Raw genomic sequence first — 26525 nt, 5'->3', positions numbered from 1 at the left:
TTCAGACGGCCTGATAGTAGAGAAAATAATATGCAATTTCCTTATTCGTGGCTGAAAACTCAAGCCAATCCTGATCTTTCTGCCGATAAACTGGAACATCTTTTGACCATGGCCGGTTTGGAAGTGGAAGAAATCGATACTGCCGCCCCTGCTTTCAGTGGCGTGGTTGTTGCCGAAGTAAAATCTGTTGAAAAACATCCTGATGCAGACCGTTTGAACGTTACCCAAGTTGATGCCGGTACGGGCGAGTTGGTTCAGATTGTTTGTGGTGCGCCAAATGTCAAGCCGGGTATTAAAGTGCCGTGTTCGTTGCCGGGTGCCGTTTTGCAGGGTAACTTTAAAATTAAGCCGACTAAAATGCGCGGCGTACCATCAAACGGTATGCTGTGTTCGACCAATGAACTGGGTTTGCCTGATGATGGTGTAGACGGTCTGCACATTCTGCCTGAAGATGCGCCTGTCGGTGCCAATATCCGTGAATACTTGGATTTGGACGATACGCTGTTTACGTTGAAAATTACGCCTAACCGCGCTGATTGCTTGAGCGTTAAGGGTATTGCGCGTGAGGTTTCTGCGTTGACTCAATGTGCGTTTAGGCCTGTTGAAATTCAGACGGCCTTTATCGGCAGTGAGAAAAAACAGGCTGTCCGTATTGACGCACCGGCCGACTGCGGCCGTTTTATCAGTCGCGTTATTGAAAATGTCAATGCGAAAGCGGCTACTCCCGATTGGATGAAACAACGTTTGGAACGCAGCGGTATCCGCAGCATTTCCGCATTGGTGGACATCGGCAACTATGTGATGCTGGAAATCGGTCAGCCTATGCATGTTTTCGATGCTGACAAGCTGTCAGGCAGTTTGATTGTCCGCCGTGCTCAAAATGGCGAGACTTTGGCGTGTCTGAACGAGAAGACGGTTACTTTGGCTGACAATACACTGGTGGTCGCTGATGAAAAAGGTGCGTTGAGCTTGGCCGGCTTGATGGGCGGCGAGGCAAGCGCGGTTTCAGATGACACGCAAAATATCGTACTGGAAGCTGCTTGGTTTGCTCCGGAGATTATTGCGGGTAAATCCCGTCAATACGGTTTTGGTTCGGACTCTTCTTTCCGTTTTGAACGCGGTGTGGACTACCGCTTGCAAGCTGATGCCATTGAGCGTACCACCGAATTGGTGTTGCAGATTTGTGGTGGCGCGGCCGGTGAAATGGTTGAAGCACAAGGCAAATTGCCTGAGGCAAAACAGGTCGAATTGCGTTTAGGCCGTCTGAAAACGGTATTGGGTGTTGAAATCCCTGCCGAGCAAGTCGAAATTATCTTGCAACATTTGGGTTTGCAGCCTGAGAAAACTGCAGAAGGCTTCCGTGTCACTTCTCCTAGCTTCCGTTTCGATATCGAGATCGAAGCCGATTTGATTGAAGAAATCGGCCGCGTTTACGGTTATGAAAATATTCCCGACGACTATACTTCAGGCCGTCTGAAAATGTTGGCATTGCCTGAAACCAAACGCCCGCGTTTTGCGGTTTATAACGAAATGGCGGCTCGCGGTTACCGCGAAGTGGTCAGCTATGCGTTTGTGGATGAGCAATGGGAGCAAGACTTTGCTGCCAATACCAATCCTATCCGTCTGCAAAATCCGTTGGCGGCGCAGTATGCCGTTATGCGTTCTACGCTTATCGGCGGTTTGGTGGAAGTTTTGCAAAACAATTTGAACCGTAAGCAAAACCGTGTACGCGTATTTGAAATTGCCCGTGTGTTCAGCAAAGATTCGGCTGATCAATTTGTTCAAAACGAACGTATCGGCGGTTTGTGGTATGGCTCCGTTCTGCCTGAGCAATGGGGCGAGAAAACACGCAACGTAGATTTCTACGATATGAAAGCCGATGTTGAGAGTCTTTTGAAAAACAAGGAAGTATCCTTTGTTAAGACCGAACATCCGGCATTGCATCCTGGTCGTGCCGCCAATATCGTTTCAGACGGCCAAGTAGTTGGTTTTGTTGGCGAGTTGCATCCGAAATGGCTGCAAAAATATGACTTGCCACAAGCGCCGCTGGTATTTGAAATCGATATGGATGCGGTATTGGGTCGTGAGAAAACCCGTTATCAGTCTGTATCCAAATTCCAACCTGCACGCCGAGATTTGGCATTTGTAATGCCTGAAGCTGTAACGCATGATGATTTGTTAAATGTCCTGAAAGCGGCGGCGAACAAGCTGGTTCAAGAAATCAGCGTGTTTGACGTTTACCGCGGTACGGGCGTGCCTGAAGGCATGAAGAGCGTTGCCGTCAAAATCATTTTGCAGGATATGGAAAACACGCTGACAGATGAAGTCATCGAGCCTTTGGTTGCGAAAATGATTAAAGCCGCAGCCGAGAAAGACGCACAGCTTCGCGCTTAACATAAGATAAAAGTTGTCACCAAAAATCACCAATAATATTTGATTTTTTGGTGAGGACTTGATTTTTAAAAGAATTTTGGTAATAATTGCACCAGTTTGAATGAAGGTAAACACATGACACTAACTAAAGCAGAATTAGCTGATATTTTGGTCGACAAAGTCAGCAACGTCACCAAGAATGATGCCAAAGAAATCGTCGAGCTCTTTTTTGAAGAAATCCGCAGCACTTTGGCGCGTGGTGAAGAAATTAAAATTTCCGGTTTCGGCAATTTCCAATTGCGCGACAAACCCCAACGCCCTGGCCGTAACCCTAAAACAGGCGAAGAAGTGCCGATTACCGCACGCCGTGTGGTAACTTTCCATGCCAGCCAAAAGCTCAAAGGCATGGTGGAGCATTACTATGACAAACAACAATAATCCGGTTATTCCTGCCAAGCGTTATTTTACGTTGGACGAGATGTGCCAATTGGTGCAAATCAGTCCGGCTCAGTTTGCCCAATGGCAACATGAGAATAATGTTGTGATTGGATACGGTGGCGATCGATATACGCGCTTAGATGTGGTTAAGTTGTTGAAACTGAAAGATACGTTTGAACCGTACATCGATACGTTCAGTCGTGGCGCTTTGGATGCAAACGGCAATCCTGCCGCCAATGCGGAAGAAGTTCGTCATGGTCTGATGCAGATTTTGTCTGATTTGGAGCGTCATCTTGGTTCTGAACAACAAAACCACCATGTCGAACTGTAATCGATAGGGAAATTTTGATCAAAAGTGCGAAGGCATACAAAGATTTGCATAATTGATTCTAATAAAGGCTGTTTGAATGATTTTCAGACGGCCTTTATTGTTTTATATTGCTTTCAAAATATCAGAATCTTGATTGCAAATGATTCTACGAAATAGCCGTAAATGTTATACTTAGCCTCTTGTTTGCCGATTGGGAAGAAACAGTCATTAGATAATGCGGATAGATGCCGTCTTTTCATGGCAGACTGAGGTTTTTAAAACAAATGTAACGGCAGAATAAATAGGCTGCCGGACAACATTCAAATCGATGAAATGGATAGCAGAAAATGAGCAGAATCCAACAAACTTTTTCAGCGCTCAATGGCGCAAAAGCACTGATTCCTTATATTACGGTGGGTGATCCCAGCCTTGAGACAACCTTGGCATTGATGCATAGCCTGGTGGCTAATGGTGCTGATATTTTGGAACTGGGTGTGCCGTTTTCTGACCCGATGGCGGATGGCCCGACTATTCAACGTGCGGCTGAAAGGGCGTTAGCAAATCATGTTTCTTTGTGCGACGTATTGGAAACAGTACGCTTGTTCCGCCAAACCAATGATAAAACGCCGGTTGTCTTGATGGGCTATTTGAACCCTGTACATAAAATGGGCTATCAGGCGTTTGCGCAAGCGGCTGCCGAAGCAGGCGTAGATGGTGTGTTGACCGTGGATTCTCCGGTAGAAACCATTGCGCCTTTGCATGAATCGTTGAAAGCGCAAGGTATTGATTGTATTTTCCTTATTGCGCCAACGACAACTGAAGAGCGTATTCAAACGATTGCCAAAGTAGCCGGCGGTTTTGTGTATTATGTATCGCTCAAAGGCGTGACCGGTGCAGCAAGTTTGGATACTGAAGAAGTTTCGCGTAAAATAGAGCTTTTGCGCAAATACATTGATATTCCGATTGGTGTCGGCTTCGGCATCAATAATGCGGAGAGCGCGCGTAAGATTGGAGCGGTGGCGGATGCCGTTATTGTCGGCAGCCGTATCGTCAAAGAGATTGAAAGTCACGCGGGTAGCGAGGCTGAGGCAGTAGGCGCGTTAGTTAAAGAGTTGAAAGACGCAATTCGCTAAATTTTTCCATTCCATTGTTTCAGACGGCCTTACGTTCAACTGGCTGACTGAATTCTGAATCCTAAGGAGTCATTCATGAGCTGGCTAGATAAAATTCTTCCTCCGAAAATTAAAAACCGAAGCAGTTCGTCCAGCGTCCCTGAAGGCCTGTGGCACAAATGTCCGTCTTGTTCGGCAACGGTTTATTCAACCGAGTTGAAGCAAAACAGCGAAGTCTGCCCGAAATGTAATCACCACAATCCGCTTTCTGCGCGCGAACGTTTGAATCTACTTTTGGATGAAGAAGGCCGTGAAGAGATTGCAGCCAATATTAAACCGACCGACCCGCTGAAATTCAAAGACAGCAAAAAATATCCCGACCGCCTCGCGGCTGCGCGTAAAGCAACCGGCGAAGACGATGCATTGGTTGTTATGAAAGGCACCATGAACGGCCTGCCTGTCGTTGTGGCTGCGTTTGAATTCCGTTTTATCGGCGGCTCTATGGGTTCGGTCGTGGGTGAGCGTTTCGTTCAGGGTGTACGTCGTGCCGTTGCAGATAATTGTTCGTTTATTTGTGTGGCGGCTTCCGGTGGTGCGCGTATGCAGGAAGGGATTAACTCTTTGATGCAGATGACGAAGACCAGCGCGGCTTTGCATTTGCTGACTGAAAAACGTCTGCCGTTTATTTCTGTATTGACCGACCCGACCATGGGCGGCGTATCTGCCAGCTTTGCCTTCTTGGGCGATGTGGTTTTGGCAGAACCGAATGCGCTGATTGGTTTTGCCGGTCCGCGCGTTATCGAGCAGACTGTACGTGAAACCTTGCCGGAAGGTTTCCAACGTGCAGAATTCTTGTTGGAGAAGGGGGCAATCGACCAAATCGTCGATCGCCGTTCCATGAAAAAACGTATCAGCGATTTGATTACTTTGTTGCGTCATGAAGGTAAAGTAACTGCCGCTTGATTGGCACAATAAGAAAGGCCGTCTGAAAATAATATTTCAGACGGCCTTTTTAATTATTGATGATTAAGCAGTCAATGCGGCTTTCAAAACCTTGTTGACTTCACCCATGTCGGCTTTGCCGGCCAGACGGGTTTTCAGTACACCCATGACTTTGCCCATATCGGCCATGCCTGATGCACCGGTTTCTGTAATGGCTGCTTCAACGACAGTCTTGATTTCTTCTGCAGACATCATTTGCGGCAGGTAGCGGTTGAGGATTTCGATTTCCGCGTTTTCTTTGTCAGCCAAATCTTGACGACCGGCTTCGGTGTAGATTTTGGCGCTGTCTTTGCGCTGTTTCACCATTTTGGTCAGAATAGAGATGACTTTTGCGTCATCGGCTTCAGTGCGCTCATCTACTTCAAATTGTTTGATGGCGGCATTAATCAGGCGGATGGTGCTTAAAGATACTTGGTCTTTGGCACGCATGGCGGTTTTCATGTCTTCGGTTAATTGTGTTTTTAGGCTCATAATGTTCTCACTTTATATAAAAAGATGCCGTCTGAAAAACAAAACACACCGCAAAGCTGCCCTTGCGGTGTGTCGTTTATCACAGGGCAGGCCTGTAATTAGTACATTTTAGGAGGCAGTTGTTGGCTGCGCAGACGTTTTTGCAGACGTTTGGCTGCAGCAGCTTTTTTGCGTTTGCGTTCGGTAGTTGGTTTTTCGTACGCTTCACGGGCGCGCAGTTCGGTCAACAGACCGGTTTTTTCTACGGCACGTTTGAAACGACGCATGGCAACTTCAAATGGTTCATTCTCTTTAACACGAATAGCAGGCATTTTATTTCCTTTAAATTTTGTTCAATCAAACCGTTTTAAGAAATAGAGGACGGTTTGTCATAATGGGGGAGTTGTTGTATCGCTGGTTTGCCGAGGGCAGGGCGGGATACGCGCCGTGATGTAAACATCACCTCCTAACAAGTCGGCTTTTGCCGTGCAAGTGACCTTTTCGGTCAGAAACAATCGGGCGATTATCTTATAAACCCGATGGTCTGTCAAGGTTGCAGGCCGTCTGAACGTTTGATTCTGTCTCACTTTTCAGACGGCCTATCGGGTATTAATAACGGCCGGGAACCGTACCCATACGTTGTTTCAACGAAGTTTGCGGTTCGTTGAACAATGACGCGTAATAAGTCGCGTTGGTCATAACTTTTTTCACGTAGTCGCGGGTTTCGGTGAATGGGATGGTCTCGGCGTAAATCGCGCCTTCTAAAGGCGAAGAAGCCTGCCAGTTGCGGGCGCGGCCGGGGCCGGCATTGTAGCCTGCGGTGGCCATTACTTCGTTATTTTGCAGGCGGCGTTTGGCATCTGCCATGTACCAAGTACCCATGCGGATGTTGCCGTCCATGGTGTAGAGTTCACTGCTGCTCATGCCGATTTTGCCGGCGATTTCGCGGGCGGTCGCAGGCATGACCTGCATCAGGCCTTGTGCGCCGACGCTGGATTGCGCGCCCATGACAAAGCGGCTCTCTTGGCGAATCAAACCGTAAACCCATGCCGGGTCAATGCCTGCCTGTGCGGCATAGCGGACGGTCAGGTCTTTAAACGGAGAGATATAGCGCAGTTTGTAGTTGAGTTTGTGGTCGGTACGGTCTGCGCTGTTGATCGCCATGTCGTAGAACTGGTTGTCGAAAGCGACTTGCGCGGCAGTCAGCAGGTTGTCTTCGTTGAAGTCGCGGGTGGCAAAACGCCATTCTGCCTGTGCCTGACGGCGCATTTTAGAGTCGCCGTTGCTTTGGCTGTTTTTAAACAGAACCAATGCGCGTTTGATGGCGCCGTCTTCACTCATGCGGCGGACATCTTTGGCATCGGCATCGGAAACGTTGTTGCGCGTATTGATGCGGCGGCCCAGCTCTTCACCTGCCAATACAGCGTAGAAATTGCGGCCGGAAACAGCAGCTTTTTCATACATTTCTTTGGCTTGGCTGCTTTTGCCTTGTGCGGCAAAGCTGCGGCCCAACCAATATTGCCATGTCGGGTCTTTTTGCAGTTTTTCAGGCATATGCTGAATCACGCTTGCCAATTCGTCCCAACGTTGCAGGCGCAAAGCGGCGCGTGCGTACCATTCCAATTGCTCGTCAGTCAGTTGCTTGCGGTCGGAAACGCGGCCGTAGTAGCTCAAAGCAGTCGGCATGTTTTGGCTTTGTGCATGGTAGTGGCCCAATACGCCCCATGCGAAGCTGCGTTGTTCGCGGCTGAGGCCGGGTTCCATGTCGGACAGGGTGGAGGCGGCAGAAGCGGATTTGCGTGCATCTTTGCCGATAACGCTCAACAGGCTGTATTCGGTCGCACCTTGCGTGCCACCTTCAAACGGGCTGCCCAATGCGGCGGCGAGGTTGCGTGCATCTGTGGTTTGGCTGTTGCTTAATAAGCCGCGAACGCGACGCCATGCGTCGTTGGTGTTCAGACGACCTGAAGCTGCCGCGCTTTCAACCAAGCGTGTACAGCCGGCAGGCAGTTTGCTGGTCACGCGAACCAGCTCGGCGGCTTTGCTGTAATTTCCGCTGCTCAAATCGGCATAACATTGCACTTCTTGTGCGACGCCGGCGGCGTTCAATTTGCTGAATTCTTGACGGAACAAATCCCATTGGCCGCGCGCGCCCAAGGTTTTCAGCCATTCGTTGCGGACGTTTTCAGCCATTGCGCTGTCGCTGGCTTGGGATAAAAATTGTTGTACCCAAGCATCGTCGCCGCGTTTGGCGGCATCGATGGCGCTTTGGTATTGGCTGTAATCGGACAGGACTTTGGACTCGCTGTCGGCGCGGCGTGAAGGAATAGAAGTAGATTTAGGCTGAACGACAGTTTCGCTTTTCGAAGCAGTCGGTGTGTTTTGGGTGGCGCACGCCGATAAAACAGCGGCGGTAATCAAGCTGAGGGAGAGAGGGAAAAGACGTTGAACGTTCATTGGATACCGTGTCGTTTTTAGAATCAAAATAACTTTTTATTTTAAATGATTTATGCAGAATAACCGAATTACAAACCGATATTTACATTTTCAAAGCCCGGAAATGGCTAAGGCCGTCTGAAATATGAAACACTTTTTGAAGTATTCCTAATTCAGACGGCCTTTTATGAAGGAAGTCGTCAATCGGGTTTGTGTTCGATATAGTCCTGCGGTTTGTCGGCTTTGCCGGTGCGCGTAACCGTGTATTCGCCTTCGATAATGTCTTCATCATCTTTGGCAGGGCCGTAAGTTTGGCGGCTTTGGAAAGACTGTGCAGAAGAAACCGGCGTATTGCCTTTAAACGGAATCAGCAAGAGCAGGGCGACGGCGGTTGAAATAAAACCGGGGCTGAGCAGGAAAACCGCGGCGGCGGTATAGCGAATCGGCCACAGCATTTGATAGAGGGAAATGTTTTGGCCGCTGCGGACGGCTGCGCCTGCAAGCAAAAGGCCGGAAATGCCGGTATGGCGCAGCATAAAGATACCGCTGATAAAGCTGACGGCCATCACAAACAGCGTCCAGCCGCCACCTATCCAGTCGGCAACCCAGACGATGGACATGATTTCCAAAAAGATTAAAACCAAAAAACCGATTCCAAAATACTGCATAAGTGTTTGTTCCTTCATTCAACGGATAGTGTCGATTGTGTTCTATCTAGATAAAGATAAACCTTATTTTTTCAAGCAAATGCTGTGTGAAAAAGGGTAAACGGACGATGAGGCCGTCTGAACGGAGATAAAAAGAAGGCAGATGTTTCAGACGGCCTTTAGATATTCTATCGCATCACATTGTTCCAATCGCTTTCAAAATAACTGACGAGAATTTGGTTGTTCAAATAATTTGCTTCAACCTTACGCCTTGCCATATCGGGCGGAAAACGGAACATTTCAGCGACGGTCTGGGCATTGAGATAGCGGGTGGGTACGTCGAATTTTTGCGGAATGGGGAAGTTCTGGTCAAACCCTGCCAACACAAATCCCCATTCGCCAAAGGAAGGGACGTAAACATGATAGGGCGCGGTATTCAATTTGGCCGCTTCGAGGGTGGCAACGACCGACCAGTAGGCATTGGGTGCGAAATAAGGCGAAGTCGATTGCACAACAATCTTACCTTGCGGCTCAAGATGGCGGGCAACGAGGCGGTACATGGGGACGGAGTAAAGTTTACCAAGCGAGAAATTGGACGGGTCGGGTAGGTCGATGATGATAACGTCGAATTTTTCAGACGACCCTTCCAGCCATTTGGCGGCATCGTCGTTGACGACGTGCATTTTGGGATGGGACAGCGAGCCTTGGTTGAGCGCGCTCAAGGTGGCGGAGGTTCTAAAAGTGGCGGTCATGTCGGGGTCGAGATCGACCAAAGTAACATTTTTGACCTGCGGATATTTTAAGACTTCGCGTGCCGCCAATCCGTCGCCGCCGCCGAGAATCAGGACGCGTTCGGCGTTGGGCACCATCTGCATGGCAGGCAGAACGAGTGCTTCGTGGTAACGGGCTTCGTCGCGTGAGGAGAATTGCAGGTTGCCGTTGATGTAGAGGCGGGTGTCGTCTTTCCAGCGTGTCACTACCAGCCGTTGGTAGGGTGAATGGCTTTGATAGACGACGGGATCGCCGAAATAGCTTTGTTCGGCTTTAAAGGAAATACGGTCGGCGTAGACGAAGAGCGTAATGAGCGCAGTCAATACGATAAACGCACGCGTACGGATGGCGTGATAGCGGGGTAATTCGGATTTGAATACGCGGGCGGTCAGATAGGCGACGGCGGCGTTGAAGATGCCAAACAACAAGGCGGAACGCGCCATGCCGAGTTTTGGGGCGAGCAGAAGTGGAAATAATAACGAGACGGCAAGTGCGCCCAAGTAGTCGAAGGTCAATACTTTGGATACGAGTTTTTTAAATTCCGCACCTTTTTGGTTTAACACGCGCATGACCAAAGGAATTTCCATACCGACAACCATGCCGACAATCAGTACAAAAGCGTAGAGCAGGGTGCGGAATGGGGCGGCGGATAAACCGAAGGCCACAAATAATGCCAGCGCGGAAATGCCGCCGATGATGCCGACCAGAAGTTCGATTTCGATAAAGCGGTGCAATACGTCTTTATCTTTGATGTATTGGGTCAGGTGGGCGCCGATACCCATTGAAAACAGATAAAGCCCGATGACGGAGGAAAATTGCAAAATACTGTCGCCCAAAAGATAGCTTGCGAGCGCGGCGATGATGAGCTCGTAAGCGAGGCCGCAGCTGGCGACGATAAAAACGGAGATGATGAGGGTGCGGTGGGCGTTCATGATGACGTTTTTGTTGCTTGAGTGTGGGCAATGTAATGATTTTTAAGGTGGGCTGCAAGTTTAAATTATAGGATGTAGAAAAGGCCGTCTGAACAAATTGTTTCAGACGGCCTTTAATCTGTCAGGCATTAATAGCGGTGTTTGAATACCATGCCCACTGCGTAAGAAGATTTTTTCGGCAAATCTTCATCGTATTTCGGATTGACGTTTTCTTTCAACCAGCCGGCACCGAGTGTGGCGGTTGTCCGTTTGGAGAAGCTGTAATCGGTGCTGACGGCGACGTGTTTGTAGTCTTCGCCGACAGAGCTTTTACCGTAGGCAAAGCCGATTTGAGGTTTGAAATTGCCCACTTTGTATGAGCCGGACACCATAAATTCTTTGGTGTTGTTGATTTCTTTGTCGTAAGAACCGGCTACGTTGCCTGCCGCATCTTTCCATACGCCCCAGCAGCTGAAGCCGTCGCAAGTATTTTTGGCGTATTGGAACGCGGCATCGACGGAGATTTTGTCTTTGCTGTATCCGGCCATGAATGCATGGGCTTGGAAGTCTTTGGTTTCGGTCGGAGAGTCGTTGGGTGCGTATTCGGCAGCGTAGTGCGCATTAAAGCCGTTGTTTGGGTGGTAGTAGTCTACACCCCAGCCAAAGACCCAGTCGCCGTCACGTTTTTTGTCCGGATTCCAGTCATTGTTGTTGCGCGCGGCATTGGAACCGGGGGAAACGTTGAATTTGAATTGGAAACCGTTTTTCCAAGGCGACTCATAAGCCATGGAAACACGGCGTTGGCCGAAGCGGGAAATTTTGCCGAACTCCAAAATCGGGCTGTTGGTGTCGAACGGGTTCAGATAAATGCTGTTCATGGGCGTACTGATGTAACCCATTTTGACGGTGCCGAGGTTTTTGTAGCTGTTGAGCGCGACGTATGAGTCGGCAGTACCCCAGCCGCCCCAGCGGTCGGAATCGAAGTAAATAAAGGAGCCAAGTTGCCATTTCAGCCATAAGTCGTTGTTGAGTCGTACTTCATCGGAGAGATAAAGACTGGAACTTTTATCGGAAATGGTTGTAGAGGTTACACCGGTTTTATTGTTGTGTTCGACCTCGGTCATGATGTAGATGGTACCGCTCATTTTAGGTTCGGCGTGGGCGATGCTTATGGAAGAACCGATGAGGGTAGTGGCAACAAAACAAGATAACTTGTTCATTTTGTTCTCCTTTTATGTCTTTTTCTTAATTGGGGACGGGAAATTCGGATAATCTTATTTGACAAATTATAAAAAATCAATACATTTGTAACTTATCGTAGGATAAATTGAAAAATAGTTTTCAGTTACGTTTTTTTGTGTTAATTTGCCGACAATCTTAGACGGCTATTATTATTTCGATGGAATATGTGGTTTAAAACACTATTTTCATGGTTTGAAATAGATGATTTAACTATGCTGGAAAACTTCTAAATAAATGTAGTTGAGTGTAGTTTGAATAATCAGGCCGTCTGAAAAAGAAGAATACCCAAAAGAAGGAATGAAATATGGCCGGAAAAACCTATCCGCTGTTGGCTGCATCATTGGCTGCCGTATTCGCATTGTCGGCGTGCAGCCGCGATGTTAAGCCTGCTCCTGAGTTTAAACGTACCGATTATGAGCGCGTGGTGGTCAGCAACGGCGTCGAGCCGGGTACGCTGGATCCTCAGATGAGTGGCGATATGGCGGCCGGTGCGATTATCCGTCAGTTGATGGATGGTTTGGTCGGTACGGATGCCGAAGGCAAAACCATTCCTGCTTTGGCGGAAAAATGGGAGAGCGAGGGAGAGCGTATTTGGACCTTCCATCTGCGTGATGCCAAATGGAGCAATGGCGATCCGATTACTGCCGAAGATTTCGTGTACAGCTTCCGCCGTCTTGCCGATCCGGCCACCGGCGCACCTTTCGGCAGCTATTTGGTCGATGCCCAAGTGGAAAATGCGGAAGATATATTAAACGGCAAAGCCAAGCCTGAGACATTGGGCGTCAAGGCGTTGGATGCGAAGACCCTGCAATTTACGCTGATTGCGCCCGTGCCTTATTTCCCCGATATGCTGATTCAGCAATTCACATTTCCGGTTCACCGCGCCACTGTTGAAAAATATGGCAATAAGTGGACGCAGCCCGGTCAGTATGTTTCCAGTGGCGCTTATCTGCTAACGGATTGGAAAGTCAACAGCCACATTAATATGGAACGCAATCCCAATTATTACGATAAAGACAAAGTGGCCATTCCGAAGGCGGTTTTCTTGTCAGGTAGCGGCGAGTACAACCGTTATCGCGCCAATGAAATTGATGTGACTTACGGTATTCCCAGCGATCAGGTCAAAGTGGCGGATATTGAGTTTCCGGGACAAGTGAAACGTACAACTTCTTTGTGCAGCTGGTATTTGGAGCCGAACCACGAAGCGGCGCCGTTTAATGATCCGCGTGTCCGCAAGGCGCTCAATATGCTGACGCGCCGCGACATCGTCGTCAAAGTGGGCGGCCGTGGCGATACGCCTGCGTTCCAATTGACGCCGCCGCAGATGCAGGGTGTGATTCCTGTTTATCCGGAGTGGAAAGAGTGGACGCCTGAAAAACGCATCGAAACCGCACGCAAACTGTTGAACGAAGCAGGCTACAACGATGACCATCCGCTTGAGTTCGATATTTTGTACAGCACCAGCGAAGCATCCAAAAAACAAATTACTGCCGTGCAGTCGGTGTGGAAAGCTGCCATTCCGTTTATCCGTCCGACTTTGTCTAACGAGGAATGGAAAACTTATTTGGATACGCGCGCGCAAGGCAATTTCAAGGTTTCGTTCAGCGGCTGGTGTTCCGATTTCAATGATGCGGCGGGTATGCTCAATATCTTGAAATCTAACAACTCAAACAATGCATTCCGCTACAAAAGCGCGGCGTTTGATACATTTATGAACAATACGCTGAAAGATGGTGTCAGCAAGGAAGCGCGCAGCCAGCTCTATGCCGATGCGGAGAAGCAGCTTCAAGAAGACGCTGCACTGATTCCGTTGTATCATCAGGTTGAAGTGCGTATGGTCAAACCCGATATTATCGGCTATTCCGACAAAGACCCTTTACGGAACTACACAGTCAAGAACTGGTCGTTCGCACCGAAAAAATAGATTGATTATAGACAGCACAAGTTTTCAGACGGCCTTGATGACAGAGGCCGTCTGAAACAACAGGAGACATAACACATGAAATCTGTACAACAACGTTTGTCCGCTTTACGCGAAGCCATGAAAAAACATGGCGTGGACGCGTTTGTCATTCCTTCCGCCGATCCGCACCTTTCCGAATACCTGCCCGAGCATTGGCAGGCACGCCGCGATTTTTCCGGCTTTACCGGTTCGGCCGGCACTTTGGTGGTGACCGCCGATAAAGCAGGCGTGTGGACGGATAGCCGCTATTGGGAACAGGCAGGCCAACAGCTTGCGCCAAACGGCATCGAGCTGCAAAAAATGGGCGTTGATGCGCCTTATACCGAGTGGTTGGCACAAAATCTGCCCGAGGGCGCAGTGGTTGGCGCGCCTGCCGATATGTTTGCACTCAGCGGCGAGCGCGGTTTGAAACAGGCACTTGCCGCCAAAAACATCCGCCTCGAATATCCTGAAACCTTGTTGGACGAAGTGTGGGACGACCGTCCTGCATTGCCGACTCCGGAAATCTACGTTCACCATCACGACTATGTTTCCGAAACTGCGGCCGAAAAACTGGCCCGTATCCGTGCGGCCATGAAGGAGCAGGGCGCAGATGCGCATTTGGTTTCTTCTTTGGACGACATCGCTTGGATTACCAATCTGCGCGGCGATGATGTACCGTTCAACCCCGTGTTCTTGTCCCATTTGTTTATCAGCCAAGACAAAGCCGTATTGTTTACCGATGCAGGCCGTCTGAAAGCCGAATCTGCCGAAGCCTTGAAAGTGGCAGGTTTTGAAGTGTTGCCTTATGCGCAAGCGGCGGACTACTTGGCAGGCGTTAAGGGCGCATTGCTGATTGATCCGAACAAAACTGCTGTAGGCACTTTGCGCCGCCTGTCTGAAGACGTCCGTTTGATTGAAGCCATCCACCCAAGCACATTCTTCAAATCGGTTAAATCCGATGCCGACATCGCCCATATCCGCAATACCATGGCGGAAGACGGCGCGGCATTGTGCGGTTTCTTTGCCGAGTTTGAACAAATCTTGGCAGACAGCGGCGAATTGAGCGAACTGGACATTGACGGCATGCTCTATAAACACCGCAGCCAACGCCCTGGCTTTATTTCGCCAAGTTTCGATACCATCGCGGGCTACAATGCCAATGCCGCCTTGCCTCATTACAGTGCGACACCAGAAAACAACAGTAAAATCAAAGGCGACGGTATGCTGCTGATTGACTCCGGCGGCCAATACTGGGGCGGTACGACCGACATCACGCGCGTGGTTCCTGTCGGCAATCCGAGTGCGGCCATGAAACGCGATTACACTTTGGTGTTGAAGGCGCATATTTCTCTGGCTGAGACCATTTTCCCTGAAAACATCAAAGGCCCGATGATTGATGCCATCTGCCGCAAATCGCTCTGGCAGGCACAATGCGATTATGGTCACGGTACCGGTCATGGCGTGGGCTATTTCCTCAATGTGCATGAAGGCCCGCAAAGCATTGCCGTTGCCGCCGTGCCGCAACCGCATCACGCGATGCAGTCAGGCATGCTGACTTCCAACGAGCCGGGTCTTTACCGTCCGGGTAAGTGGGGTATCCGTATCGAAAGCCTGGTAATCAACCGTCCGGTTGAAAACCCTGAGGAAACCGAGTTCGGCAAATTCCTGTATTTTGAAACCGTTACCCTCTGCCCAATCGATACGCGCCTGATTGATACCAAACTGATGACCGGCAGCGAAATCGAATGGCTGAACCAATATCACGCCGAAGTGCGCCGCCGTCTCGAGCCTTTGACAGAAGGCGCGGCCAAAGCATGGCTGATTGAACGCACCGAACCTTTGGCGCGTTAACGTGAAAGGCCGTCTGAAACGGCGGATACAAAATTTCAGACGGCCTTATAACAACAATTATCTAAAAACTAAAAAACCTTACCCGACTCCGAATAAAAACAATAACCCGGTCGGAATAGAGAGAGAAACCGGCGCGGCGACGTTTCAGACGCCTGCTGCCATTCATCCGATTTCCGCTTCAGGTCAGCTTGTTTTCACGAGTCCGGTATGTTCAGACAGGACAGCCTGATTATGTTGAAATTCATCATCAAACGGATATGTGCTTCCATCCCGACCATGCTGGTGTTGATTACCGTATCGTTTTTCCTGATGCGGCTTGCACCGGGCAGCCCGTTCACAGGCGAACGCAACCTGCCGCCTGCGGTCATGGCCAACATCGAAGCCAAATACCACCTTAATGATCCGATGTACCTCCAATATTTCCACTACCTCAAGCAGTTGGCACAGGGAGATTTGGGACCGTCGTTCAAATATAAAGATTTCAGCGTTAATGAGTTGCTTGCCCAATCCCTGCCGGTATCGGCAGAACTTGGCTTCTACGCCTTTTTGATTGCCGCCATCTTCGGTATGTTTATCGGCATCATCGCCGCCTTAAAACAAAACAGTTGGCTGGATTATTCGCTGATGAGCGGCGCGATGACCGGTATCGTCGTCCCCAGCTTTGTGATGGCGCCGGTATTGGTGCTGGTGTTTGCCGTCAGACTGCAATGGCTGCCTGCGGGCGGCTGGAACGATGGCGCACTGATGAATCTGATTTTGCCCGTCGTTACTTTGTCCATCGGTTATGTATCCAGTATCGCGCGGATTACGCGCGGCGCGATGATCGAAGTATTGAACAGCCCCTTTATCCGCACGGCACGCGCCAAAGGCCTGCCCATGAGCCGCATCATCCTGCGCCATGCGCTGCGTCCCGCCATGCTGCCGATTGTTTCTTTCTTAGGCCCGGCATTCGTCGGTATCATCACCGGCTCTATTGTGATTGAAAATGTGTTCGGTATTCCCGGCGTCGGACAATTATTTGTTAACGGCGCGCTCAACCGCGACTACGGCATGATTTTGGGTTTGACGATTTTGGTGGGCATCATGACCATTTTGTTCAACGCCATCCTCGATATTCTGTATGCCATTATTGACCCGAAAATCCGTTATTAATCCCATTTGCGCAAAGGCCGTCTGAAACGTTCAGACGGCCTGAAGAAAGAATAAAAAGCGAGAGAGAACATTATGTTATTCAAAAAGAAGCAGACTCAGGCCCTTGCAGAGGCAGCAGAATACGCCCAAGTACACGGCAAAAGCCTGTGGAGTGACGCATGGCGGCGTTTTAAACAGAACAAAGCGGCGGTGTACAGCATTATCATCCTGTTGCTGATCAGCATTTTTGTGATTGTGGCGCCATGGATTGTCCGCTACACCTACGACTTCACCGACTGGGACAATATGCAGATTCCGCCGTCCTTTTCTACCCATCACTATTTGGGTACGGACTTGCTCGGCCGCGATTTGCTGTCGCGTGCGGCAACCGGCGGACGTATTTCCTTGCTGGTCGGTGTGGCCGGCGCATTGGTGGCCGTTGTCATCGGTACGCTTTATGGCGCGATTGCCGGTTTTATCGGCGGTAAGCTCGATTCGCTGATGATGCGCTTTTTGGAAATATTGAACGCGTTTCCGTTTATGTTTTTCGTGATTCTGCTGACCACATTCTTCGGCCGCAACCTGCTTTTGATTTTTGCCGCCGTGGGTTTGGTGTCTTGGCTGGACGTGGCGCGTATCGTGCGCGGTCAAACCTTGAGCTTGAAGCATAAAGAGTTTGTCGAAGCAGCGCGTGTGAGCGGCGTGGCAAAACGTAAAATCGTAACGCGCCACATTATTCCGAATGTTTTGGGTGTGGTGATGGTGTATGCCTCTTTGCTGGTGCCGGGCATGATTATGTTTGAATCCTTCTTGAGCTTCTTGGGCTTGGGCGTGCAAGAGCCGATGACCAGTTGGGGTTCGATGCTGCAAGAAGGCGCGATTTCGATGGAAGCCGCACCATGGCAGCTGCTCGTGCCGAGTTTCTTCTTGGTAACCACTTTGTTCTGTTTCAACTTTATCGGCGACGGTCTGCGCGATGCGCTCGACCCGAAAGACCGCTAAACCGCAACCAAAAGGATAATCAAAATGACAAAACAGTTACTGGTTGTAGAAAATCTGGACATCAATTTTGAATTGCATGAAAAAAACGTGCACGCCGTGCGTAATGTCAGCTTTAAAGTGGCAGAGGGCGAAACATTGGCTTTGGTCGGCGAATCCGGCTCGGGCAAATCCGTAACCTCCATGTCCGTTATGCGCCTGCTGCCTGAGAAATTTGCCCGATACAGCAAAGATTCGCGCATTACTTTTGACGGTATTTCCATTTTGGATGCCGATGAGAAAACCTTGCGTGATTTGCGCGGCAACCGCATCAGCGTGATTTTCCAAGAGCCGATGACCTCGCTCAATCCGTTTATGCGTATCGGTGCGCAGCTGATTGAAGCGGCGCGTGTGCACAATAAAAAGCTTGGCAAAAAAGAAGCAGGACAGAAAGCATTGGCATTGTTGGAACGTGTGGGCATCAAAGAAGCCGAGCGCCGCATGAAACAATATCCGCACGAGTTTTCCGGCGGTCAGCTGCAACGCATTATGATTGCCATGGCGCTCATTAATGAACCTGACCTGTTGATTGCCGATGAGCCGACCACCGCTTTGGATGTGACCATTCAAGCCGAGATTCTCGATTTGCTCCATGATTTGCAACAGCAAATGGGCATGGCGATTATCTTCATTACCCACGATTTGGGTTTGGCGGAACACTATTCCAAAACCGTCTGCGTCATGCGTAACGGTGAAATTGTCGAGCGTGGCAAAATCAAAGAAGTATTTGCCCATCCGAAACACGAATATACTGCCGAACTCATCAATGCCATTCCAAAAGGCATGAAAGAGCCGGAAGAAAACAACGCCGGTGTGTTAATCGATGCCGATAATGTCAATGTTTCTTTCGTATTGAAGCAAAACTTTTTCGGCAAACCGCTCAAAACTTTTGACGCCGTCAAAGGCATCAGCTTCAAAATTAAAGAAGGCGAAACATTGGGCGTTGTCGGCGAGTCCGGTTCCGGCAAATCCACGCTGGGCAAAGCCGTCATGCAGATGCTGCCTTATACCGGCCATATCTCCTTTGAAGGCAAAGACCTGAAAAACTATACCGCCGAAGAAGCACGCCGTCTGAAATCGCAACGGCAAATTGTGTTCCAAGATCCGTTCGGTTCGCTTTCCCCACGCCTGACCGTTGGTGAGATTATTGGCGAAGGTTTGACGGTTCATCATCCTGAAATGACCAAAAAAGAACGTATCCAACGCGTTTTGGAAGTCATGAAGGAAGTGTCCCTGCCGCTTGACGCGCTCAACCGTTATCCGCATGAATTCTCCGGCGGCCAGCGTCAGCGTATCGCTATTGCACGCGCCGTTATCCTGCGCCCGAAATTCATCCTTTTGGACGAGCCGACCTCTGCACTTGACCGCTCCGTACAATCCAAAGTGGTCGAACTTTTGCGCGATTTGCAGAAGAAATACGGTCTGACTTATATGTTCATCAGTCATGATTTGTCTGTCGTACGCGCTGTCAGCGATAATGTGATTGTGATGAAGCAGGGCGAAATGGTTGAGTACGGCAGCGCGGATCAGATTTTCCACCATCCGCAAAACGATTACACCAAACGTTTGATTAACGCTGCATTTGATTTGTAGAAAAGGAAAAGGCCGTCTGAAAAGAAATTTTCAGACGGCCTTTTTAAGCGGAGGCTTTTTTCATCTAATTAGCGCTATTGCCTATACTTTGGCGGCATCCAATGCCTGTGCCAAGTCAGCAAGCAAATCGTCGATATGCTCGATACCCACGCTCAGGCGTACCATGTCGGGGCTGACGCCTGCTGCGGCGAGTTCTGCATCGTCAAGCTGACGGTGGGTCGTTGTGGCAGGATGGGTAGCCAGCGATTTGGCATCGCCGATATTCACCAAGCGCAGGAAGAGTTGCAGTGCATCAATAAACTTCGCGCCGGCTTCACGACCGCCTTTAATACCAAAACTCAACAAACCTGAGGCTTTTCCGCCGTAGTCGCGGTCAATCAAGGCTTTATACGGACTGTCGGGCAGGGCAGGATAGTTTACCCATTCGACCTGCGGATGTTTATTTAAGTATTCGGCTACTTTTAGGGCGTTTTCGCAATGACGTTCCATACGCAGGGCAAGGGTTTCCAAACCTTGAAGCAGTAAAAACGCGCTGTGCGGAGACAGGGCGGCACCGGTATTACGTAATGGGACGACGCGGGCGCGGGCGATATAGGCCGCCGCACCAAAATGTTCGCAGTAGTTTACGCCGTGGTAAGACGGATCAGGCTGATTGAAGGTTTTTTCAAAACGCGGATTGCCTGCCCATTGGAATTTGCCACTGTCGATAATGGCACCGCCAATCGTTGTGCCGTGGCCGCCGATGTATTTGGTCAGGGATTGGATAACGATGTCGGCGCCGTGCTCGATCGGGCGGAACAGCGTGGGCGTGGCGACGGTGTTGTCCACCATCAGTGGCAGCCCTTGTGCGTGCGCGGCTTGGGCAAATGCTGGAATATCGACGACATTGATGGCGGGATTACCGATAGATTCGCAATACACCAGTTTGGTGCGGCTGTCGGTATTGGCGGCGATTTCTTCGGGCTTGGCCGGATCGATAAAGCGTACTTCTATACCTTGGCGCGGCAGGCTGTGGGCAAAGAAATTGTATGTGCCGCCGTAGAGGGTTTTGGTTGCAATGATGTTGTCGCCTGCTTCAACCAAAGTTTGAACGGCATAGGTAATTGCAGCCATACCGCTGGCGACAGCCAATGCGGCGATACCGCCTTCCAAACGGGCAACGCGTTCTTCCAAAACGGCAGTGGTCGGATTCATCATACGGGTGTAGATATTGCCCGCTACATCAAGGTTGAACAAGTCTGCGCCGTGTTGCGTGTTGTCGAAAGTGTAGGAAGTGGTTTGGTAAATGGGGACAGCAGCGGATTTGGTAGTCGGTTCGGATTGATAGCCTGCATGCAGGGCAATGGTTTCCCGTTTCATTTAAATATCCTTGTAGCGACGAAATAATGATAAATAGAGGCCAGCAGATTCGGATTTGAAGGGCAAACTTTCCATAACGGAAAAGTTCGGTATGCAGCATACGGCCTTTCCTACAAGAAAGATTACCATGAGCGACACACAACTGACCCAAGAAGAACGATACCACATTCAAGACCTGTCCGGCCACCACACCATCATCGAATGACACCCCATCACGCTACCGTTTACCGCAACCTCCTCCAAGATAAAAGCAACGGCGACACTCTGTGGCAACATCTCAGAATATGCAGCAAATCCTACTGCAAACGATACGGCGGTACACGGACCTGAGGCAAAATGCACGATCGCGTCGGCATGGAAAACGCCCCACATGGTCGAGCAAAAATTCTGCATTGGCGATGGGTAGGCTGATACCATTGAGGGTAAAGATCAGAAAAGAGAATACCTATGCAAAATTCCCCCAAATCCCTAAATGTCTGGGTAGGACTTTAGGGATTTGGGGGATTTCAAAGGTATTAGGCCGTCTGAAACTGCGTTATAAAAAGTTTCAGACGGCCTTTGCGGGATTCTTTGGATTTGAAAATAAAAAAGACTTGAATCATCAAGTCTCGCATTTCATCTTCACTAGATAAAAAAATATCAAGAATGGCGGAAGCGGTGAGATTCGAACTCACGGAGGGCTATCAACCCTCGACGGTTTTCAAGACCGTTGCATTAAACCGCTCTGCCACGCTTCCATTCTTGAAGCCGTAATATTAATGGAACTTACGGCCTTTGCCAAGAGGTATTTTAGAAAAAATATCTAGGATTCTGTTTTTATTTAGATTGTTCTTCACGCATGAATACCCATTCGGCTTCGTTTGAAGCTGCTTCATTGAATGAATAGCCCTCGTAGTCGAAATTTTTGAGCATTTCAGGATCAGTAATGCCGTGTTCTGCCGCGTAGCGCACCATCAAACCGCGCGCACGTTTGGCGTAGAAGCTGATGATTTTGTATTTGCCGTTTTTCTCGTCTTTAAAAATCGGCGTAATCAGGCGTGCGTTGAGTTTTTTGGTGTTGACGGATTTAAAATATTCTTGTGAGGCGAGGTTGATTAAAACGTCGCTGTCGGCCTGCTTCAGCGTTTGGTTGAGCAGGTCGGTAATTTTATCGCCCCAAAATTCGTAGAGGTTTTTGCCGCGTGAGTTGGCAAAGGCAGTACCCATTTCCAAGCGGTAGGGCTGCATCAAGTCGAGTGGGCGCAGTACGCCGTATAGGCCGGAAAGTAGGCGGACGTGTTGTTGCAGATAGTCGATTTGCTCCGGCTTGAGCGTATCGGCGGCGATGCCTTCATAGACGTCGCCGTTGAACATAAATACGGCCTGTTTGGCATTTTCAGGCGTAAACGGCGTGTGCCATACGGCATTGCGTTCGGCATTGAGCAGGGCGATTTTGTCGGAAACATGCATCAGCTCGGCGATTTGTTGAGGGGCAAGCTGGCGCAACTCCTGCATCAGGATTTCTGCTTCGGGCAGAAGGTCGGGCAGGGTAAAGCTGCTGACGGGGGAAGGGTCTTTTTCGTTGAGGTTTTTGGCTGGGGATAAGACAAAAAACATGATAATTTCGGCTTTGAAATGAATAATGTGTGGGATTGTAGGTTTAAAATCGAGGAAGAACAAGACGGGCTAAACGCATTAATTGAATGCTTTTATTGAAACGTATTTCTGTTGAAAGTAAAATTCGAAGCTTCCACCTGATTCTGACATTTCTATTTGAGGAGAATATCATGTCTAAAACCATTATCCATACCGACAAAGCCCCTGCCGCGATTGGCGCATACAGCCAAGCAGTCCGCGCAGGCGATACGGTTTATATGAGCGGTCAGATTCCTTTGGATCCGGCTACGATGACTGTGGTCGGCGATGGTGACTTTCGCGCCGAAGCAGTGCAAGTATTTAAAAACCTGCAAGCCGTAGCCGAAGCGGCCGGCGGTTCTTTGAACGATATCGTCAAACTCAATGCTTATTTGACTGATTTGGCCAACTTTGCCGTATTCAATGAAGTGATGGCTGAATTTATCGAACAACCTTTCCCTGCGCGCGCGGCAGTTGGCGTGGCCAGCCTGCCTAAAGGCGTTCAGGTTGAAGCAGAAGCAGTATTGGTTTTAAATGCATAAATGATGTTTTCAGACGGCCTGGGCTGGGCTTGAGGCCGTCTGAAAAGAATAACAACGGAAAACAATAATAATGGCACATTACGCAATCGGAGACATTCAAGGCTGTTTTGACGAGCTGACTTTGTTGCTTGCCAAAATCGGCTTTAATCATGGTACGGACACCCTTTGGCTGGTCGGCGATATTGTCAATCGCGGCCCGAAGTCCTTGGAAACCCTGAAATTTGCCAAAGAGCATGACAACAGCGTGCAAATGGTTTTGGGCAATCATGATTTACATCTTTTGGCAGTTGGTTGCGGTGAAGGAACGCTCAAGCGCAGTGATACGGTTGAGCCGATTTTGACCCATCCCGATAGTTATGCCATGCTTGACTGGCTGCGTCATCAACCGCTTTTGGTGCGCGGCGACAGACATGTGATGGTGCATGCCGGTATTTTGCCGCAATGGTCGGTTGATAAAGCTGAAAGCCTTGCCCGTGAAGCTGAGGATGAATTGCAAGGTAAAAAGTACAGGAAATTTTTTGGCAAAATGTACGGCAACAAGCCGACCGAGTGGACGGATGATTTGACAGGCTATGAGCGCCTACGCATGATTATCAACGTCTTTACCCGTATGCGGGCGCTGACATACAAAGGCGAATTGGATTACGAATATAAATCCACTCTGAAAAAAATGCCGCTTTACCTGCGCCCTTGGTTTAAAGCGCCCGATAGGCAGAATTTGGATTATATTACCGTGTTCGGACATTGGTCGTCATTGGGCTACGTTAATACCGATCAGGTTATTGCTTTGGATACCGGCGCGTTGTGGGGCGGAGAGCTGACGGCGATCAATTTGGATACCAATGAAGTGATACAGGTACCGTCCTTGGGCGGATTGGATTGGAAAACGGCATTGAAATAGTGTGGATAAGATAAAAAGGCCGTCTGAAATGTTTCAGACGGCCTTTTTGTATTGCTTAATCCAAAGAAGGCAGGAGTTTGTCCGGATTCATAATGCCATAAGGGTCAAGCTGATTTTTGATGGCATGCATCAGCATGAGTTCGGCCTGCGTACGCACACGGGGCAGCCAATGTTTTTTGATGATGCCTACGCCGTGTTCGGCGGCAATCGTGCCGTGGCAGGCAAGGATGTTTTCATAAACAATGGTATTGACGGCGTCTTCGTATTGGTAGGCTTCGTTGCTCAATACGTTGGGCAGGAATGTATTGTAATGCAGGCTGCCGTCGCCTAAATGTCCGAAGCAGACAATCTGTATGCCGGGAAAGTGGGTTTCCAAGGCAGGGGCGCATTGGCGGACAAAGGCGGCCACTTGGGCGATAGGGACGGCGATGTCGTGTTTGATGCTGGTGCCGAGTTTGCGTTGGGAAGCGGAAATATTTTCACGCAAGGTCCATAAGTCGGAGCGCTCTTGCTCGGATTGCGCTAAGATGCTGTTTTCCCATCCGTTTTGATAGAGAAATTCGGCAAGTTTTTCATCCAGTCCGGCATCGGGAACGGAATCTGCAAGTTCAATCAAAATATGCCATTGCGCATCGGCAGGCTTTTTGAGTTGGCTGAATTCCGAAGATAAATCGAGGGCAAAGTGGCTGATCAGCTCGAAGCTGGTCAAGCGCTCGGCAAAATGGCCTTGTACCGCAGTCAAAAGCGAGACGGCGGATTCAATATCGTCTAAACCTACCCATGCTGTCGCTTTGGTTTTGGGCTGAGCAAAGAGTTTGAGTGTGGCGGCGGTAATGATGCCCAATGTTCCTTCGCTACCGATAAAAAGATGGCGCAAATCGTAGCCGGTCGTGTTTTTGTGCAGGGGCTGAAGGTGGGAAACCAGTTCGCCGTTTGGTAAAACGACTTCCAAACCCAATACCAAATCACGCATACTGCCGTAACGCAAGACATTCAAACCGCCGGCATTACAGGCGATATTGCCGCCGATTTGGCAAGAGCCTTCGCTGGCAAGGCTGAGCGGAAACAGTCGTCCGGCTTCGGCTGCCGCCTTTTGAGCATTTTGCAAAATCACGCCAGCTTCAACCGTCATGCTGTTGTCGGCAAGGTTGATATCGCGGATGCGGTTTAGCTTGGAGAGGTTGAGCAGTACGCCTTCGGTGGTTACCGTTGCGCCGCATAATCCGGTATTGCCGCCTTGCGGGGTGACGCGGATGCGGTTTTCAAAACAGAAACGCATGATTTTTTGCACGCTTTCGACAGAGTTCGGCTGTAAGACAATATCCGGTGAAGAAACAAAGCGGCGGCGTTGGTCGTTTAACAAGGCCGGAGTGGCTTCGATGATTTCAGAGGCGGAAAGAAACTCAGCAAAACGGTCGTGAAGGTGCATGGCAGTCAGGCGGACAAGTTGGAAAGGGGAGTATGAAGAATGTAAAAAAGCAGGATACGCAATGGTATCCTGCTTTTCTTATATTCAAAAGAATATTATTTAGCAACTTCAGAAGCGGCAGAAGCAGCGGCTTCAGCAGCAGATGCAGCAGCTTCAGTAGCAGAAGCAGCGGCTTCGGTAGCAGATGCAGCAGCTTCAGTAGCAGCAGCTTCGGTAGCTTCAGTAGCAGAAGCAGCGGCTTCAGAAGCAGCAGATGCGGCAGAAGCAGCAGTTTCAGCAGCTTTATCAGCACCGCCACAAGCGGCCAAAGCTAAAGACAACAAAGCAGCAGCGAACAGAGATTTTTTCATTTTTGAGGACCTTTTTTTAAATCGATTTAAACTAAAAATAGCCGTCAAACGGCCTGTACAGTAGAAATTCATTGCTGAATTTTTCGTTATTATGCCCCACGGGATTGGTCAATGCAACGTTGCTTAACCGTTTACATACTAAAATCAATACAAAATTAGCGAAAATAATGTAAATCAGGGGAGTAGGTAAAAAATAATCTAAAAATATTCATAATTAATGAAAATTTTAAAAATCATTTGTATTCAATAGCTTGATTATTTTTAACTGTTGTTGGATTTAAGGGTTTGGAATGTTTTTGCGTTTTGGGATTTTTTTGTAATTTAGCAACTTTGTGTTGTGAAAAAGCAACTTTTATGGATTGGAATCATTCAATTTTGTTTTTTATATGGACTTTTTCGGTTTTGTTGTGTTCACCAAAAGTATTTGTTTAAGGTAAACCGATTGTTTAGTTACAGCTGTGATAGAATAGCCTGAACTTGACTTTTAAATATTGATTAAGGATGACATGATGTCTATTGTTAAAAATTCCGTAGTTTCCCTGCATTATGAAATGTACGATGCAAACAACCAACTGTTGGACAAAACCGAAGAGCCGATTGCTTACCTGCATGGCGGTTATGACGGTATTTTCCCTTTAGTGGAAGAAGCGTTGCACGGCAAAAATGTAGGCGATACCGTTGAAGTGGCTTTGTCCCCTGAGGATGCTTTCGGCGAACAAGATCCTGAGCTGGTACGCATTGAAGATGTAAGTGTATTCCCTGTTGAAGTCGAAGTCGGCATGATGTTTGAAGCCGATGATCCGGAAACAGGCGATGTATTGATTTATCGTGTAACCGATGTTGCCGACGGTAAAGCCGTAGTAGACGGCAACCATCCTTTGGCCGGTATGAAAGTATTGTTCAAAGCGACTGTTGAAGGTGTGCGCGATGCAACTGAGGAAGAAATTGCCCACGGTCACGTACATGGCCCGCATGGTCACCACCACCACTAATCAGGTTTGAAGCATGATAAAGGCCGTTTGAAAAGGAATGAAATCCTCCTTTTCAGACGGCCTTTAAGTTTTTACAAGACAGATAAAT

At 49.1% G+C, this 26525-nt stretch carries 23 protein-coding genes, 1 tRNA gene and 1 pseudogene; 14 read left to right on the top strand and 11 right to left on the bottom strand.

Features of this window, described 5'->3' with window-relative positions; genetic code table 11:
• The first annotated feature begins 30 nt into the window (after positions 1–30).
• From pheT to accD, 5 genes are all read left to right on the top strand, one after another.
• Positions 31–2394 carry a phenylalanine--tRNA ligase subunit beta gene (gene pheT, locus ACTHR7_RS07450; protein ID WP_440370598.1) on the top strand — a complete coding sequence of 788 codons (2364 nt, stop codon included), beginning with the start codon at positions 31–33 and terminating at the stop codon, positions 2392–2394.
• 114 nt (positions 2395–2508) lie between these two features.
• Entirely contained in the window at positions 2509–2811 is a 303-nt protein-coding gene (locus ACTHR7_RS07445) for an integration host factor subunit alpha (RefSeq protein WP_003680933.1), read from the top strand.
• A complete protein-coding gene (locus tag ACTHR7_RS07440) occupies positions 2795–3142 on the top strand; it encodes a hypothetical protein (protein ID WP_440370597.1) in 348 nt (115 codons plus the stop codon). The genes ACTHR7_RS07445 and ACTHR7_RS07440 overlap by 17 nt, the downstream gene beginning before the upstream one ends.
• A gap of 326 nt (positions 3143–3468) precedes the next feature.
• Positions 3469–4254 (top strand): tryptophan synthase subunit alpha, encoded by a 786-nt coding sequence (trpA, locus tag ACTHR7_RS07435; protein WP_070645012.1) that lies wholly within the window; start codon positions 3469–3471, stop codon positions 4252–4254.
• 75 nt (positions 4255–4329) lie between these two features.
• A complete protein-coding gene (gene accD, locus ACTHR7_RS07430) occupies positions 4330–5196 on the top strand; it encodes an acetyl-CoA carboxylase, carboxyltransferase subunit beta (RefSeq protein WP_049331298.1) in 867 nt (288 codons plus the stop codon).
• A 63-nt stretch (positions 5197–5259) separates the two neighbouring features.
• Here accD and ACTHR7_RS07425 read toward each other — a convergent pair whose 3' ends face one another.
• The 6 genes from ACTHR7_RS07425 to ACTHR7_RS07400 all read right to left on the bottom strand — a co-directional run bounded on the left by ACTHR7_RS07425 (position 5260) and on the right by ACTHR7_RS07400 (position 11670).
• Positions 5260–5706, bottom strand: coding sequence for a GatB/YqeY domain-containing protein (locus ACTHR7_RS07425; protein ID WP_107723506.1), 447 nt, complete (start codon positions 5704–5706; stop codon positions 5260–5262).
• Positions 5707–5804: 98 nt separating this feature from the next.
• Positions 5805–6017 (bottom strand): 30S ribosomal protein S21, encoded by a 213-nt coding sequence (gene rpsU, locus ACTHR7_RS07420; RefSeq protein WP_003680926.1) that lies wholly within the window; start codon positions 6015–6017, stop codon positions 5805–5807.
• 277 nt (positions 6018–6294) lie between these two features.
• Entirely contained in the window at positions 6295–8142 is a 1848-nt protein-coding gene (locus tag ACTHR7_RS07415; protein WP_440370596.1) for a transglycosylase SLT domain-containing protein, read from the bottom strand.
• A 179-nt stretch (positions 8143–8321) separates the two neighbouring features.
• Positions 8322–8789 (bottom strand): FxsA family protein, encoded by a 468-nt coding sequence (locus ACTHR7_RS07410; protein WP_036490296.1) that lies wholly within the window; start codon positions 8787–8789, stop codon positions 8322–8324.
• A gap of 167 nt (positions 8790–8956) precedes the next feature.
• Positions 8957–10474, bottom strand: a complete 1518-nt coding sequence (locus ACTHR7_RS07405; RefSeq protein ID WP_440370602.1) for a polyamine aminopropyltransferase — start codon at positions 10472–10474, stop codon at positions 8957–8959.
• A 125-nt stretch (positions 10475–10599) separates the two neighbouring features.
• Positions 10600–11670 carry a porin gene (locus ACTHR7_RS07400; protein ID WP_440370595.1) on the bottom strand — a complete coding sequence of 357 codons (1071 nt, stop codon included), beginning with the start codon at positions 11668–11670 and terminating at the stop codon, positions 10600–10602.
• Between the two features lie 326 nt (positions 11671–11996).
• Between ACTHR7_RS07400 and ACTHR7_RS07395 the strand changes: the two genes are divergently transcribed.
• From ACTHR7_RS07395 to ACTHR7_RS07375, 5 genes are all read left to right on the top strand, one after another.
• The gene (locus ACTHR7_RS07395) at positions 11997–13616 is read left to right on the top strand and encodes an ABC transporter substrate-binding protein (protein ID WP_440370594.1); all 1620 of its coding nucleotides are present in this window, start codon (positions 11997–11999) and stop codon (positions 13614–13616) included.
• Between the two features lie 75 nt (positions 13617–13691).
• Positions 13692–15488, top strand: coding sequence for an aminopeptidase P family protein (locus ACTHR7_RS07390; RefSeq protein ID WP_440370593.1), 1797 nt, complete (start codon positions 13692–13694; stop codon positions 15486–15488).
• A 231-nt stretch (positions 15489–15719) separates the two neighbouring features.
• A complete protein-coding gene (gene oppB / locus ACTHR7_RS07385; protein ID WP_036472303.1) occupies positions 15720–16640 on the top strand; it encodes an oligopeptide ABC transporter permease OppB in 921 nt (306 codons plus the stop codon).
• A 72-nt stretch (positions 16641–16712) separates the two neighbouring features.
• On the top strand, positions 16713–17621 hold the full coding sequence (oppC, locus tag ACTHR7_RS07380) for an oligopeptide ABC transporter permease OppC (protein WP_003683112.1): 909 nt from the start codon (positions 16713–16715) through the stop codon (positions 17619–17621).
• 24 nt (positions 17622–17645) lie between these two features.
• Positions 17646–19250 carry an ABC transporter ATP-binding protein gene (locus ACTHR7_RS07375; protein WP_283121038.1) on the top strand — a complete coding sequence of 535 codons (1605 nt, stop codon included), beginning with the start codon at positions 17646–17648 and terminating at the stop codon, positions 19248–19250.
• An 81-nt stretch (positions 19251–19331) separates the two neighbouring features.
• Here the strand turns inward: ACTHR7_RS07375 and ACTHR7_RS07370 are convergent, their stop codons facing one another.
• Positions 19332–20609 (bottom strand): O-acetylhomoserine aminocarboxypropyltransferase/cysteine synthase family protein, encoded by a 1278-nt coding sequence (locus ACTHR7_RS07370; protein WP_440370592.1) that lies wholly within the window; start codon positions 20607–20609, stop codon positions 19332–19334.
• A 192-nt stretch (positions 20610–20801) separates the two neighbouring features.
• On the opposite strand from ACTHR7_RS07370, the pseudogene ACTHR7_RS07365 reads away from it, so the two are divergent.
• Positions 20802–21012 (top strand): annotated as a pseudogene (locus ACTHR7_RS07365) (IS30 family transposase); the annotation flags it as partial.
• 243 nt (positions 21013–21255) lie between these two features.
• On the opposite strand, the gene ACTHR7_RS07360 reads toward ACTHR7_RS07365, so the two are convergent.
• Positions 21256–21346: transfer RNA gene (locus tag ACTHR7_RS07360), tRNA-Ser, on the bottom strand.
• 79 nt (positions 21347–21425) lie between these two features.
• Positions 21426–22205, bottom strand: coding sequence for a peroxide stress protein YaaA (gene yaaA / locus ACTHR7_RS07355; protein WP_440370591.1), 780 nt, complete (start codon positions 22203–22205; stop codon positions 21426–21428).
• A gap of 170 nt (positions 22206–22375) precedes the next feature.
• Between yaaA and ACTHR7_RS07350 the strand changes: the two genes are divergently transcribed.
• Both ACTHR7_RS07350 and ACTHR7_RS07345 read left to right on the top strand, forming a co-directional pair.
• Positions 22376–22765, top strand: a complete 390-nt coding sequence (locus ACTHR7_RS07350; protein ID WP_036472307.1) for a RidA family protein — start codon at positions 22376–22378, stop codon at positions 22763–22765.
• 70 nt (positions 22766–22835) lie between these two features.
• Positions 22836–23666: a symmetrical bis(5'-nucleosyl)-tetraphosphatase gene (locus tag ACTHR7_RS07345; protein WP_440370590.1), complete on the top strand. Its 831-nt coding sequence runs from the start codon at positions 22836–22838 to the stop codon at positions 23664–23666.
• Between the two features lie 55 nt (positions 23667–23721).
• Here ACTHR7_RS07345 and ACTHR7_RS07340 read toward each other — a convergent pair whose 3' ends face one another.
• Positions 23722–25095, bottom strand: coding sequence for an FAD-binding oxidoreductase (locus ACTHR7_RS07340; protein WP_440370589.1), 1374 nt, complete (start codon positions 25093–25095; stop codon positions 23722–23724).
• A gap of 95 nt (positions 25096–25190) precedes the next feature.
• Positions 25191–25445, bottom strand: a complete 255-nt coding sequence (locus ACTHR7_RS07335) for a hypothetical protein (RefSeq protein WP_440370588.1) — start codon at positions 25443–25445, stop codon at positions 25191–25193.
• Positions 25446–25954: 509 nt separating this feature from the next.
• Here ACTHR7_RS07335 and ACTHR7_RS07330 point away from each other — a divergent pair.
• On the top strand, positions 25955–26437 hold the full coding sequence (locus ACTHR7_RS07330) for an FKBP-type peptidyl-prolyl cis-trans isomerase (protein WP_070461453.1): 483 nt from the start codon (positions 25955–25957) through the stop codon (positions 26435–26437).
• Positions 26438–26525 lie beyond the last annotated feature (88 nt).

The sequence above is a fragment of the Neisseria sp. P0007.S010 genome (genome assembly GCF_051962875.1).
GTDB lineage: Bacteria > Pseudomonadota > Gammaproteobacteria > Burkholderiales > Neisseriaceae > Neisseria > Neisseria subflava_A.
This window is presented reverse-complemented; position numbering and strand designations above follow the sequence as displayed.